Origin of the sequence: Dyella sp. (assembly GCF_035277725.1) — a bacterium.
GTDB lineage: Bacteria > Pseudomonadota > Gammaproteobacteria > Xanthomonadales > Rhodanobacteraceae > Dyella_B.
The window spans coordinates 1-13,394 of the sequence record NZ_DATEJY010000264.1 but is presented as its reverse complement, the minus strand read 5'-3'; the positions used below and the strand labels follow the sequence as shown (position 1 = coordinate 13,394).

At 62.9% G+C, this 13,394-nt stretch carries 14 protein-coding genes; 6 read left to right on the top strand and 8 right to left on the bottom strand.

Translation table 11 applies throughout. The features are described from left to right. Positions 1–64 precede the first annotated feature (64 nt). A complete protein-coding gene (locus VJR68_RS21105; protein ID WP_324150825.1) occupies positions 65–673 on the bottom strand; it encodes an arylesterase in 609 nt (202 codons plus the stop codon). Between VJR68_RS21105 and VJR68_RS21100 the strand changes: the two genes are divergently transcribed. The 4 genes from VJR68_RS21100 (at position 672) to VJR68_RS21085 (ending at position 5,743) form a co-directional block, all read left to right on the top strand. Beyond that, positions 672–1,382, top strand: a complete 711-nt coding sequence (locus VJR68_RS21100; RefSeq protein ID WP_324150824.1) for an ABC transporter ATP-binding protein — start codon at positions 672–674, stop codon at positions 1,380–1,382. The genes VJR68_RS21105 and VJR68_RS21100 overlap by 2 nt on opposite strands. Beyond that, positions 1,379–3,862, top strand: a complete 2,484-nt coding sequence (locus VJR68_RS21095) for an ABC transporter permease (RefSeq protein WP_324150823.1) — start codon at positions 1,379–1,381, stop codon at positions 3,860–3,862. The genes VJR68_RS21100 and VJR68_RS21095 overlap by 4 nt, the downstream gene beginning before the upstream one ends. Before the next feature lie 136 nt (positions 3,863–3,998). Next, positions 3,999–4,628, top strand: a complete 630-nt coding sequence (locus VJR68_RS21090) for a glutathione S-transferase family protein (RefSeq protein WP_324150822.1) — start codon at positions 3,999–4,001, stop codon at positions 4,626–4,628. Between the two features lie 44 nt (positions 4,629–4,672). Next, a complete protein-coding gene (locus tag VJR68_RS21085) occupies positions 4,673–5,743 on the top strand; it encodes an SLC13 family permease (RefSeq protein WP_324150868.1) in 1,071 nt (356 codons plus the stop codon). Position 5,744: 1 nt separating this feature from the next. Here the strand turns inward: VJR68_RS21085 and VJR68_RS21080 are convergent, their stop codons facing one another. From VJR68_RS21080 to VJR68_RS21055, 6 genes are all read right to left on the bottom strand, one after another. Further along, positions 5,745–6,509, bottom strand: a complete 765-nt coding sequence (locus tag VJR68_RS21080; protein ID WP_324150821.1) for a DUF4097 family beta strand repeat-containing protein — start codon at positions 6,507–6,509, stop codon at positions 5,745–5,747. Positions 6,510–6,931: 422 nt separating this feature from the next. Beyond that, positions 6,932–7,738, bottom strand: coding sequence for a nucleoside triphosphate pyrophosphohydrolase (gene mazG / locus VJR68_RS21075; protein WP_324150820.1), 807 nt, complete (start codon positions 7,736–7,738; stop codon positions 6,932–6,934). Continuing rightward, positions 7,735–8,556 (bottom strand): 3'(2'),5'-bisphosphate nucleotidase CysQ, encoded by an 822-nt coding sequence (gene cysQ / locus VJR68_RS21070; protein WP_324150819.1) that lies wholly within the window; start codon positions 8,554–8,556, stop codon positions 7,735–7,737. The genes mazG and cysQ overlap by 4 nt, the downstream gene beginning before the upstream one ends. Continuing rightward, positions 8,553–9,113 carry an ADP compounds hydrolase NudE gene (gene nudE / locus VJR68_RS21065; protein ID WP_324150818.1) on the bottom strand — a complete coding sequence of 187 codons (561 nt, stop codon included), beginning with the start codon at positions 9,111–9,113 and terminating at the stop codon, positions 8,553–8,555. Before nudE ends, cysQ begins: the two co-directional genes overlap by 4 nt. 35 nt (positions 9,114–9,148) lie before the next feature. Next, a complete protein-coding gene (locus tag VJR68_RS21060) occupies positions 9,149–9,931 on the bottom strand; it encodes an inositol monophosphatase family protein (protein ID WP_324150817.1) in 783 nt (260 codons plus the stop codon). After that, a complete protein-coding gene (locus tag VJR68_RS21055) occupies positions 9,931–10,701 on the bottom strand; it encodes a type II secretion system protein N (RefSeq protein WP_324150816.1) in 771 nt (256 codons plus the stop codon). The genes VJR68_RS21060 and VJR68_RS21055 overlap by 1 nt, the downstream gene beginning before the upstream one ends. A gap of 53 nt (positions 10,702–10,754) precedes the next feature. Between VJR68_RS21055 and VJR68_RS21050 the strand changes: the two genes are divergently transcribed. Further along, positions 10,755–12,116 carry an adenosylmethionine--8-amino-7-oxononanoate transaminase gene (locus VJR68_RS21050; RefSeq protein ID WP_324150814.1) on the top strand — a complete coding sequence of 454 codons (1,362 nt, stop codon included), beginning with the start codon at positions 10,755–10,757 and terminating at the stop codon, positions 12,114–12,116. An 81-nt stretch (positions 12,117–12,197) separates the two neighbouring features. On the opposite strand, the gene VJR68_RS21045 is transcribed toward VJR68_RS21050, so the two are convergent. Further along, positions 12,198–12,527 carry a hypothetical protein gene (locus tag VJR68_RS21045; protein ID WP_324150813.1) on the bottom strand — a complete coding sequence of 110 codons (330 nt, stop codon included), beginning with the start codon at positions 12,525–12,527 and terminating at the stop codon, positions 12,198–12,200. Between the two features lie 172 nt (positions 12,528–12,699). On the opposite strand from VJR68_RS21045, the gene VJR68_RS21040 reads away from it, so the two are divergent. Then, positions 12,700–13,394: 16S rRNA (uracil(1498)-N(3))-methyltransferase (locus VJR68_RS21040; RefSeq protein WP_324150811.1), on the top strand; the 695-nt coding region annotated here is incomplete at its 3' end.

The window sequence follows — 13,394 nt, the reverse complement described above, 5'->3', positions numbered from 1 at the left end:
GCTAACCTCCAGGGTGGTAAGCGCAACGTGAATTTAAGCGGATGAAAGCGTGGTGACCGGCCGGTTACAGCAATGGCTTAAGTTTTACCCACACATTTTCGAGTACGCGGGGCTCGCCGGCCGCGGTCGGGTGCAGGCCGTCCTCCTGCATCAACGAGGGATTCAAGGCCACGCCGTCCAGCAGGAAAGGCACCAGCGCAGCGTGCTTGTCATGGGCCAGATCGGCATAAATGGCACGCAAGCCATCGCGATATTGCGGCCCATAGTTCACCGGCATTTCGATCCCCAGCAGCAAGACCTTCGCGCCCGCGCGCTGGGCGGCATCGATCATCGCCGCGAGATTGCTGCGCAAGTCAGCCAGCGGCAGACCGCGCAACCCGTCATTGGCACCCAATTCGATCACCACGACGCGCGGATGGTATTGCGTCAGCAGCGCCGGCAGCCGGTTGCGCCCGCTCACCGATGTTTCGCCGCTGATGCTGGCATTGATCACCGACCAGCCCGGCTCCATCTGCTTGAGACGTACTTCCAGCAGATGCACCCAGCCGGCTTCTACGGGAATGTTGTGCGCGGCGGACAAGGAGTCCCCCAGCACCAGCACGTTCTTCGTGGACGCGGCCTGCGCGGCACCGATACCGCAAACAAGCAGCAACAAACATAGGAAACGACGCATGAGTGGTGGTTCTCGTCCGGTTGAAAAAGCGGTGTTGGAAGTTCGGGATGTTAGCAAGTCAGTGATCGGTCCCGAGGGACGGCTGGATATCCTCAGCAATGTCGCCATGCAGGTGAGCGAGGGCGAGAGCTTTGCGATCGTCGGTGCGTCCGGCTCCGGCAAAACCACCCTGCTCGGCTTGCTTGCCGGCCTGGATACGCCCACGCGCGGCAGTATCCAGCTCGATGGACATGCGCTGGAGCAACTGGATGAGGAGGCACGTGCCGATCTGCGCCGGCGTCTGGTCGGCTTCGTGTTTCAGTCGTTTCACTTGCTGCCCGCACTTACTGCCGAGCAGAACGTGATGCTGCCGCTGGAACTGGAAGGCCATGCCGATGCACGCGAACGGGCGCACGCCGCGCTGGACGCAGTCGGACTCGGCACGCGGCGCAAGCACTATCCCGCGCAACTATCCGGTGGCGAGCAGCAGCGCGTGGCGATCGCGCGCGCCTTTGTGCATGGTCCGCGCGTGCTGTTCGCCGACGAACCCACCGGCAACCTGGATCGCCGCACCGGCCGCCATGTCTGCGATCTGTTGTTCGCGCTCAATCGCGATCACCACACCACGCTGATCCTGGTGACGCATGACATGCAACTGGCCGAACGTTGCATGCGGAGCGTGGAATTGCAGGAAGGCCGGCTGGTGCCGATGGGAGAGCAATCCGCATGAGAATCCTGCTGCTTGCCTTGCGCAGCCTGCGTCGCGAATGGCATCTGCCGGAGCTGCGCACGCTGGCCGCCTCGCTGGTGCTTGCCGTGGTGGCGCTCGGTGTTGTCGCCACGCTCAGCACGCGCATGGAACGCGGCGTTCTCGCCAGTGCGGCGGAATTGATCGGTGGCGATCTCGGCCTGTCGGCCCCGGAAAACATTCCGCGCCAATTCGCCGTCGCCGGTCAGCAACGCGGACTGTCGCTCACCAACACGGCGAGTTTCCCTACCGTTGCGTTCGCACAGCAGCAAAGCCAATTGCTGGACGTGCTCGCCACGGACAACGCATATCCGTTGCGCGGCACGTTGTTGATTGCAGACGCCCGTGGAAAACAGACGTCCAGCCACGGCCCCGTCGCAGGCACTGTTTACCTCGATCATCGCGCACTAATCGGATTGAACCGGCACGTCGGCGACAGCGTGCAGCTTGGCGGACGCGATCTGCGCATCGCAGGCGAATTGATCCAGCAGCCGGACGGTGGCGAGCTGGTGGCGATGGCGCCGCGTGCCTTGATGAACATCAGCGATGCAAAACAGGCCGGCCTGCTCGGCGTTGGCAGCCGCGCGCGGCATAACCTGTTGCTGGCCGGCGAACCTGCCGCCGTGCAGAACTGGCGTACGTGGGCGCAATCGACCACGCTGCCGCAAGGCGGTGAACTCATTACACCGGAACAGACGCAGGAGCGCATGCGCAATGCGTTTGATCGCGCCGGTGCGTTTCTGCGCTTGACCGCCTTGCTGTCTGCGCTGCTTTCCGGCGTGGCGATCGCATTGGCGGCGCAGCGTTATGCACGCCGCAAAACCAGCGAAATATCGTTGTTGCGCGCACTCGGTACATCACGTGTACGCGTGTTTGGCTTGCTGCTCGGCACGATGGGCGGGCTGGCATTGCCGGCGGCATTACTCGGCGTGTTGTTGGCATTGCTGCTGGCGCAAGCGGCATGGATGTTCGCCAGCCAGCTGTTCTCGGGTGTGCCGACGGTGCTGCCGATCTTGCCCGCCTTTGCCGCGGCAGGCATGGGCATCGCCGTGCTGATCGGCTTTGCGTTACCGCCACTGGTGCGTCTGGCCGATGTGCCGCCGGTTGCGGTATTTCGCGCCAGCGTGGCGCGACGCCTTCGTCGTTTCGATGTGTTGTATCTGATTCCCGCCGTGGTGGCGCTGGCCCTGATCTGGAATCTCAGCGGCTCCGCCAAGCTTGCCGGCATTCTCGCCGCGAGCCTGCTGGGCGTTGCCGTGGTCGCCGCGTTGCTCGCCGCGTTGTTGCTATGGATCGCACGACGCATCACGCCGGGCGGACATCCCGCGCTGCGGCTTGGCATGGCGGCGCTGGCGCGCCGGCGCGGTTTGAGCATCGTGCAGGCCACGGCGTTGAGCATGGGGCTTACTGCGTTGCTGCTGCTGGCAGTGGTGGCACCGGCCCTGCTGGATGGTTGGCGTAAGGAATTGCCCAGCGATACGCCGAACTGGTTCGTGCTCAATCTGCAAGACGATCAACGCAGCGATTTCAACAAGGCGCTCGATCGCATCGGCGCCAACCAGCTCAACATGATGCCACTGGCGGTCGGCAAGCTCACCGCCATCAACGGGCATCCGATCGATACGCTCACTTTCAAGGACGAGCGTGCGAAGGAATGGAACGATCGCCAGTTGCGCCTGTCATGGTCCGACGATTTGCCGCCGGCCAACACGGTGATTGCCGGCCATTGGTTCGATCCGCATCCGGCGCAAGCCGAGGTGTCGGTCGATACGATGTGGCGTGACATGTATGCGCTGAAACTTGGCGACGTCATGCGCTTCGATGTGGGCGAAGGACAGGTCGACGCCAAAGTCACCAGTTTTCGCCACGTGGATTGGACATCGTTTCGCGTGAATTTCTTCCTGCTGATGGACCCCACGCACGCGAACGTGCTGCCGCACACCTGGCTGGCCAGCTTTTATCTCCCGCGCGGCCATGCCGAAGCATTGGGCGCACTATCGCGCGATTATCCCAACCTGAGTCTGGTGGACGTCGATGCGCTGCTCGACCGCGTGCGCGAGATCGTGCAGCGCGTAACGGGCGCGGTGCGCTGGGTGCTCGGTTTCAGCCTGCTGGCCGGTGCGTTGGTGCTGGCGGCAGCCTTGGCGACGAGCGGACAGGAACGCCGCCATGAGGCTGCCTTGTTGCGTACCTTGGGTGCACGACGCGGCCTGTTGCGCATTGCCGCTGCCTGCGAATTCGCCTTGCTTGGCCTGATTGCAGGCATCACCGCCGCGCTGGGTGCCATGGTCGGCGGCTGGTGGCTGGGACGCAGCGTGTTCCGCATCAAGGATTTCATGCCGCAGCCGTGGCCCTTGGTCATCGCCGCACTCATCGCCGCCTTCGTGGTGATGCTGCTTGGATTGGCTGGCACGAGAAAGGTGACGCATACGCCGCCGATGCGATTGCTGCGCGCGGAGTAAGCCGGTTGGGGGGAGCGGAACGCGAACCCCACCATCCCCGGATGCCTGCAGGCCATGCTGGGGTTCGGTTGCGCTTCACCCCAACCTGCGAGGCGCGTGCGATACGATGCGCGTTCCTCATGGCCCAGGATTGCGCATGTACACCCTCTACTACTCCCCCGGCACCGCAAGCATGGTCGTGCATCTGGCGCTGCTGGAAATCGGTGCGCCATATCAGCTGAAGTCGGTGGACATCGAGAAACGTGAGCAATTCACCGATGAATACCTGAAGCTCAATCCCGGCGGCAAGGTACCTACGCTGATCATCGACGGGCGTGCGGTCTATGAATCGGGCGCGCTGCTCACCATCCTGGCCGAGCGCCATCCCGAAGCGAAGCTGATTCCCGCGCCGGGCACGCCGGAACGCGAGGCATGGCTGCAGTGGATGGTGTTTCTCAGCAACTCGCTGATGTCCACGTATCGGCTGTGGTTCTATCCGCAAGAACTTGGCCATGAGGAATCGCCGCCGGACATCCGCGCCACCGTGCAGCGCAAGATCGAAAGCCTGTGGGAGCGCATCGATGCGCAACTTGCTGCGCATGGGCCGTACTTGCTCGGCCAGGAATGCTCCGGCGTTGATCTGATGCTCACCATGCTGATGCGATGGTCGCGCAACATGCCGCGTCCGGCGACCGAATGGCCGGCGGTGAAGCGGCTGGCGGACCTGGTGCGTGCACGCCCGAGCTGGAAAAAGTTATATGAGCTGGAAGGGTTGACGGAGTGGTGAGCAAACACGGCTGGCTCCAGCGCCTCAAGCACGAATTCCTGTTGATGCTGTTCACCGTGCTGACGGTGGTATTGGCCTGTGTCGATCCACAGCCGTGGTCGCGCTACCAGGGCTGGCTGCAATGGCCCACGCTTTGCGGTTTGCTGGGCTTGATGATTTCCATCCAGGGTATCCGCGACAGCGGGCTGGTACAGCGTGCGGCCGGCATGCTGGTCGCACATGTGCACTCGCTACGTGGCGTGGGTTTGCTGCTGGTGAGCATGACGGCCGTGTTGTCGATGGTGCTGACCAACGACGTCAGCCTGTTCCTGATGGTGCCGCTGACGCTCGCCATCGGCAGCCTGTCCAATCTGCCGGTGCTGCGCATGGTCGTGCTGGAAGCGCTGGCGGTCAACGCAGGTTCTACCCTCAGCCCGATCGGTAATCCGCAAAATCTATTGATCTGGCAGCACGCGCAGATTCCGCTCTTGCAGTTCATCGTGCACATGCTGCCGACGGCTGCCGTCATGTTCGTGCTGGTTGCGATGGTGACGTGGTTCTGGTTGCCGAAAGAACGCGTGGAACTTCAAGCCGACAAGCTCGATGGCCATCCGGTATCGCTGTCGTTGGCAGTGCTGTCCATCGTCGCGCTCAGCATGATGGTGCTGATGATGCAAAGCGGCCACGCACCGCTGGGCGCGCTGCTGCTGGCGGTTCCTTTTGCGCTGTTTTCCTGGCGCACGCTCGCCTGCATCGACTGGCTGCTGATGGCGACCTTCGCCATGATCTTTCTCGGCCTTGGCCATTTCGCCGCGTTGCCGGTGGTGGATCACGCGCTGGGCAAGATCGATTTCAAGCAGCCACTGGCGCTTTATCTCAGCGGCATCGTGAGCTCACAGCTGATCAGCAACGTGCCGGCCACCGTATTGCTGCTCAATCGCGCCCAGGATGCGATGGCATTGGCCATTGCCGTGAACGTGGGCGGCTTTGGCGTGGTGATCGGGTCGCTGGCGAATCTGATCGCCTTGCGCCTGGCAAAACAGCCGCATGGCATGCGGCTGTTTCATGAGGTATCCGTACCCTTTCTGTTGGTTTGTGCCGTGCTGGTTTACCTGGTGATGCGCTTGCAGGCCTGAATCAATCCTCGCGCGGCACGCTGACCTTGCCCATCACGTCGGAGTGCGTGACATCGCCGCTGCCCTTCGCGCCGACGGTGAAATCGCCATGCACGTCCTTCACCACCACATCGCCCGAACCGATCGTGCCGACGTAGACGCTGCCACCCACGTGTTCCAGCGTGATATCGCCCGAGCCGACATTGCCGACGTTCACGCCTTGACGCACGTTGCGCGCCTTGATGTCACCTGACCCCATGGAGCCCACGCGCAGGCTGCCGATATCGGAAAGCTCGACATCGCCCGAGCCACTGGTGACGGAGACTTCGCCGGCAATGTGGTCGATGTGCAGATCGCCCGAACCGGTGTGCGTATCGAGTTGCGCCAGTCCACCCGCATAGACGTCGCCCGAACCGGAGTTGATGCTGACCGGCATATTGGCCGGCAGTTGCGCCTGCAAATCGAGATAGGCGTAGGAACTGCCGAAGATGCCGATGTTGAACGAGTGGTCCGTGCCGACATCGATGATGAGCTGATCGCCTTCGCGGTGCGAGGTCACCTGCAGGTTGTCCAGGGCGGACTGCGAGGATGCGCAAGCGCGGCCATTGATCTGCAAGCCGCTGGCGCCATTGCTGCCGGCCAGGTGCAGGTCATGGCTGTGCAATTCGATCTGCACGCGGTGCACGCCGCTCAAGTCATCGTGAAGATTGCGCGGGGCGGTGTAGCGGCAGTCGGTGGCGGTCGCCGCCAGCGGCATCAGAGCAAGCAAGGCGAGCAAGTAACGCATGGGAAATCTCCGGCTAGGTTCGAATGTTTCAGATGCGCGGCGGATGCAAAAGGTTGAATGCTGCCGCCAACGGGTTGCTATTCCCAATGGCACCGACTGAGCATCCGCCCCCGGCTTTCGGCGGGACGACGGTACAAAGGTCTTCCGCAGTATCCGGACGATGGATGGCATAAGAGAGTGCCATTAGGGATGTTCCGGTCTATTCAAGCCATGCCGACCGAGACACGTAGGCCGGGATGGAACCCCAGCATGATTGGCATGGCGATGCGGGGATTTCATCCCAGCCTGCGCGACTGCTGGCGGCGTAGGTTGGGTGCGCGGAACGCGAATCCCGACATCCCGAACGCTGGAGGCCATGTTGGGGTTGGGCTACGCCTCACCCCAACCTGTGAGCTGAGTGAGCGCGCCGGGGCTGACCCAACCTACCGTTCTTCCGCCTTGGCCTGCTGCCAAAGCGCTTCCTGCTCCGCCAGCCCTTGCGAGGCCAGCGGCTTCCCTGCAGCCGCCGCCAGCTGCTCCATGCGCCGGAAACGCCGTTCGAACTTGGCATTGGCGTGCTTCAGGGCGCGCGCAAAATCCACCTTGGCGTGGCGCGCCAGGTTTACGGCGACGAACAGTACATCGCCGATCTCATCTTCCAGCCGCGCCGGGTCAGCGCCGGCTTCGAACTCGGCGGCCACTTCGGCCAATTCCTCGTGCAGCTTGCCGATCACCGGTTGATGATCCGGCCAGTCGAAGCCGACCGTGGCAACGCGCTGTTGCAGTTTCAGCGCGCGCTGCCATTCGGGTTGGCCGCGCGAGACACCGGCCAGCACGCTATCGTCAGGCGGCGCACCTTTCGCAGCGCGCTCGGCGTGCTTGATCTCTTCCCAGGCCCGCTTCTGCTCTTCGACATCCGCATAGCTGACGTCACCAAACACATGCGGATGCCGGCGCAGCATTTTTTCGCTGATCGCATGCGTCACGTCGTCGAAATCGAACAAGCCTTGCTCTTGCGCCATCTGCGCGTGGAACACCACTTGCAGCAGCAAATCGCCCAATTCATCGCGCAGTTCGTGCCAATCCTGGCGATCGATGGCGTCGGCGACTTCGTAGGCTTCTTCGATGGTATAGGGCGCGATGGTGCTGAAATCCTGCTGCAGGTCCCACGGACAACCCCGTTCGGGGTCGCGCAGGCGCGCCATGATGGCAAGCAGATCGGCCAAGCTGTGGCGCGTGGCCGTGCTCACGGCAATCCGGCGTCATGCAGGCGCGCGGACCAATCGATACCCGCATCGCCCACGGCGAGGAATTCCGGATTGATCAGCGATTCGCCACGGTTATAGTGCAGCGGCTTGCCGTTGAGATCGAGCACGGCGCCGCCGGCTTCTTCCAGCACGCATTGCGCGGCCGCCGTATCCCATTCGCTGGTCGGGCCGCGGCGCAGGTAGACGTCCGCGGAGCCGCGCGCGATCAGGCAGAACTTCAGCGAGGAGCCCAGCGCATGCAACTGGTATTCCTCACCGAGCAGGCGGCGCAAGGTCGCTTCCGACGAACCGCCATGCGAACGGCTACCGGCAGCCACCGGTGGATTGGCCAGCGTGCGCGTGGAAATGCGCTCCCAATCGGCATCGCGCTGTACCTGCCACCATGCGCCATGCCCACGTGCGGCGGCGAACAATTCTTCCGTGACCGGTGCCAGCACAACGCCAAGCACCGGCTTGCCGTGATCGATCAAGGCGATGTTGACGGTGAATTCGCCATTGCGTTTCACGAATTCGCGCGTGCCGTCGAGCGGATCGACCAGCCAGTAGCGCGACCATTCGCGCCGCTGCTCCCATGGCAGCTGGCTCGCTTCTTCCGAAACCACGGGCAGTGGCGGATCAAGTTCCGCCAAGCCGGCGGCGATGACTTTCTGAGCGGCCAGGTCTGCCGCGGTGAGCGGCGAGAAATCGGCTTTTATTTCGACGTCGAAGTCTTGGCGGTAGACGTCCATGATGGCTTCGCCGGCGCGACGTGCCAGCAAGCCGATGTCGAGCAGTAATGGGAAATCAGGGAGTTCGCTCACGTGCGTTGCAGGCGTCCGGCAAGGTATTCGCGCGCCAGGAACAGCGCGGCGATGGAGCGGCCTTCGGTGACGTCGTCACGCGAGACCAAGGTATGTAATTCAGCGAGTTTCCACGGCACTACTTCGAGCGGCTCGGGCTCATCGCCCTGCAAGCGTTCCGGATACAGATCCTGCGCCAGCACCACGTGCGCCATGTGCGTCATGTACGCCGGCGACAGTGACAGGTTGTGCAGAATCTTGAGCTTGCGCGCGCCGTAGCCCACTTCTTCCTTCAGCTCGCGATCGGCGCCTTGCTCAACCGTTTCGTCCTGATCCAGGCGGCCTTTCGGCAGACCGAGTTCGTAGCGATCCACGCCGACGCCGTATTCGCGGATCAGCAGCACCGTTTCATCGTCCAGCATGGGCACGATGATCACCGCGCCGAGGCCGTGGCCCTTGAGTCGCTCGTAGGTGCGCTGTTCGCCGTTGGAGAATTCCAGGTCCACCTGCTCCGCATGCAAGAAACGGCTGGTGTCCGAGTCGCGTGTCGCGTGGATGATGGGGTAGCGAGGTGGCATGGCGGGGATTGTAACCGGCTTTTGTTGCCGCTCCCTCAGGCCGGAAGCGCTAGGCGCGCGAGCGCCTGCGCATGCATGGCCGGCGTTCCGGCCAATACGCTGCGCGTCTCCAGATTCAACGGCTTGCCTTCCAGATCGGTGAACACGCCACCGGCTTCGCGCACGATCACCGCCAGCGCGGCGACGTCGAGAATGTTGACGTCGGACTCGATCACCAGATCCAACCCACCGCGCGCCAGCAAGTGATAATGGCAGAAATCGCCATAACCGCGGATGCGATTGCTGTCGCGGATCATCTGACCCAGCACCTGCCAGCGCGCATCGCCGGTAAGTGTCTTGACGTTGCCGGTGGAGATCGATGCTTGTGTCATATCGGTGGTGGCCGCCACCTGTACGCGTTCGCCATTGAACCAGGTGCCGCCACCGCGGCTGGCCCACATCGCTTCGCCATACACCGGCGCGCTCGACACGCCGAGCACCAGTTCACCGCGATGCATCAGCGCAATCTGCGTGGAGAAAAACGGTGTGCGGCGCACGAAGCTTTTGGTGCCGTCGAGTGGATCGACCAGCCAAAGCAATTCGGTGCCGTCATGGTCCAGGCCGAACTCTTCGCCATAGATCGCTGCGCCCGGCAACGCCGGCGCGAGAATGGCGCGAATGGCCTGCTCGGCTTCGCGGTCGGCGATCGTCACGGGCGTGGCGTCGGATTTGATTTCCACTTCGACGCCGCGGCGCCAGTAGTGCCGGATCACGTCAGCTGCCGCATCCGCCGCTTCACGCGCGGCATTCAGTGCCGCCTCCCATCGCTGTTCACTCATCATCGCTTTGCCGCAGAGTTCCACTGAGCCAAACCGCCACGATAGCGGAGTTCGAGCGTGCCGTCCGCCTTGAGTGGGCCCAGACTGCGCAACCAACTCACCAAAGCCGGATTATCGCTGCGAGGAATAAGCCGCAGTTGCAGATCCCAGCCCAACGGGCTGAGAGATAGCCGTCCAGCCGTCTGCAAAGGTCCTTGGCCATCGTCATTCAGCGTGCCCTGGATAACGCCCGACTCCCCGGTGACCGCCAGCGAAAGCGCACCCAGAGGCACCTCGCCCTGCGGCGTACGCACGACCGCGTTCGACCAGGTGCCGGTGGCGTCGAGCTGCATCGGCCAATTGCTTTGCAGTTGCGCCTGTGGCACCTGCAGATCCAGTTGCCCTTGTGGCTGCCCGCGCAACCACGACTGCGGGCCAAGCAGCGCCATGTTCATATGCAAGCTGACGCCATGCAGTTCAATCTGCGTGGGGGACACGCGATGCACTTGCGCCTGTAGTTGCAGCTGCGGCTGGCGCAGATCGAGCCCCATGCGGATATCGCCGAGCAAGGCACGATGCGAGAGCGTCCAGTCAAGGCTGCCAAGCTGGGTGCCATTGGCGAGCGACACCTGCCCTGCCCGCCCCTGCCACAGCGTTCCGCTGACATCGTCCAGGCGCAATCCGCGCCGTTGCGCCTCAAGCCAGGGCACGGCCCAGCTCGCCGGCAGAAACCAAACCCATATCGCAAGGGCGAGTACGCCCACGACCAAACCCACCAACCAACGCTTCATCGATCGACCCATCTGTGCTTGAGCGGCACACCAACTGCCCCGATCATAGCCGGATGACTCAGCACGCCGACGCCAACGCCGCCCTCGCCCAGCGCGATCTCCGCCATATCTGGCATCCCTGCACCCAGATGCACGATCACCAGCACGTACCGATGGTGCCGATCGTGCGTGGTGAAGGCGCCTGGCTGATCGATGCGAACGGACGCCGCTATCTGGATGGCATCAGCTCCTGGTGGACGAATCTGTTCGGCCACGCCAATCCACGCATCGCCGCGTCGCTGGCCGAACAGGCGAAGACGCTGGAGCATGTGATTTTTGCCGGCTTTACCCATCCGGTGGCGATTGAACTGGCCGAACGGCTGGTGGCCATCACACCGCAGGGATTGGAGAAAGTCTTCTTCGCCGACAACGGTTCGGCTGCCGTCGAAGTGGCGCTGAAGATGAGTTTTCATTACTGGCTCAACCAGGGGCATGGTGAGAAGACACGCTTTATCGCGTTGACCGGCAGCTATCACGGCGAAACGCTCGGTGCGCTATCGGTGAGCGACGTGGCGCTCTATCGCAAGACGTACGCGCCGCTGTTGCTCACACCTGTTCTTGCTCCCTCGCCGGATGCTTACGAAGGCGAACCGGATGAATCACCCGAGCACGTTGCCACCCGTCGCCTGGAAGCGATGCGCCTACTGCTGGAACGCCACGCGCACGAAACCTGCGCCGTCATCGTGGAGCCACTGGTGCAATGTGCTGGCGGCATGCGCATGTATCATCCGAGTTATCTCACCGGCTTGCGCGCGCTCTGCAACCAGTACAACGTGCATTTGATCGCGGACGAGATCGCCGTCGGCTTTGGGCGCACCGGCACGCTGTTCGCGTGCGAACAAGCGCATATCGCGCCGGATTTCATGTGTCTCTCCAAAGGGCTGACCGGCGGCACCTTGCCGCTCTCCGCCGTACTGACCACGCAGCACGTGTATGAAGCGTTCTATGCCGAATACAACGCAGGCAAAGCGTTTTTGCATTCGCACAGTTATACCGGCAATCCGCTGGCCTGCCGTGCTGCGGTGGAAACCTTGAACATCTTTCGCGATGAACCGGTGTTGGAACGCAATCGTGTATTGGCATCACACCTCGCCGCGCGGCTTTCACCGCTGCGCGAGCATCCCAACGTGGCCGACGTGCGGCAACACGGCATGATCGCGGCGGTGGAACTGGTTGCCGACAAAGCGACGCGAACCGCGTTTGCTGCGGAGGAACGGCGCGGTTTGCGGGTTTATTTGCACGGGCTGGAGCATGGCGCGCTGCTGCGGCCATTGGGCAACGTCATCTACTTCATGCCGCCTTATGTGGTGACTGAAGGCGAGATCGATCATTTGGTCGACGTGGCGAGCGCGGGTATTGCACGCGCTACGAAGTAGGTTGGGGTGCGAACCCCAACATCGCCATGCGTGCAAGATCGAGATGTTGGGGCTCGCACCCCAACCTCCCAAGCTCGCAAATCAGTGGCCGCCGTAACCGCGTGTCGTGATGGCGGGATCCAGCTTCTCCAACGCCGGCCCCAGTGTGGTTTCACCCGTCGTGTCGATATCCTGCTTGCTATAGGAGCGGCCTGCGACTGGCAGACACTCGCCTTTCTTGGCCGGAATCAGGCTACCGGTATCACGGATACATTGCCGATCACCCGGCTTGAGCGGCGAGCGTTTGGCAGGTGTTGTCGTGGCAGATGGCGCATTGGCCTGCGGCTGATTGGACAAAGGGGCGTCCTGGGGTGCGGCGAGAGCGGCGGTCGTGGCGGCCAGCAAAGCGGCGGAAAACATCAGCTTGATCATAGGAACCTCCATGCTCGCCATTTGGGGGAAAACGCGAGCTTTTGCAGGGGTAAGTCCATGCTGCTACCAGGTTCGGTTCATCGCAAGAGCCGGTGAACATTCCACCATTCAGATGGCTGAACAGCAGCGCGGCAAGCGCTATGCTCATTCACTTCGCAACGATCGAAAGCTTATGCGCACCACCCGCATCCACATTGAACAGCCACTGGCACTCGCCGCCGAACTCGCCCTGCCCGCGCAAGCCGCCGAGCACGTCGCGCGCGTGTTGCGCATGAGCACGGGGGACGCGCTGACAGTCTTCAATGGAGACGGTTTCGACTACGTGGCCACACTGGTCAGTGTTGGCAAGCGCGACGTCATCGTGCGCATCGACAGCCGCGAAGAAATTGCGAACGAATCGCCGCTGCGGCTCACCCTGGCGCAAGGTGTTGCGCGCGGAGAGAAGATGGATCTGATCGTGCAGAAAGCCACCGAACTGGGCGTAGCACGCATCGTGCCGCTGTTCACCGAGCGCTCCGAGGTGAAACTGGATGCCGCACGTGCGGAAAAACGCCTGCAGCATTGGCGTGCGGTCGCTGCCAGCGCGTGCGAGCAAAGCGGGCGGGTGCGCGTTCCCGAAGTGGCACCTGCGCAAGCGTTGCAAAGCTGGCTGGAAAGCCTGGACGGGAACAATGCCCAACGCCTGGCCTTGCTTCCGGAAGGCACCTTGCGGGCACGCGAGGTGCCCTTCGGAGACGCCGGCGGCCACTTGGTGGTGGGGCCGGAAGGCGGGTTGGGCGACCGCGACGTAGCGGTGTTGCGCGAGGCGGGTTTTCAGGGGCTGCGCCTGGGGCCGCGGATTTTGCGCACAGAAACAGCGGGATTGGC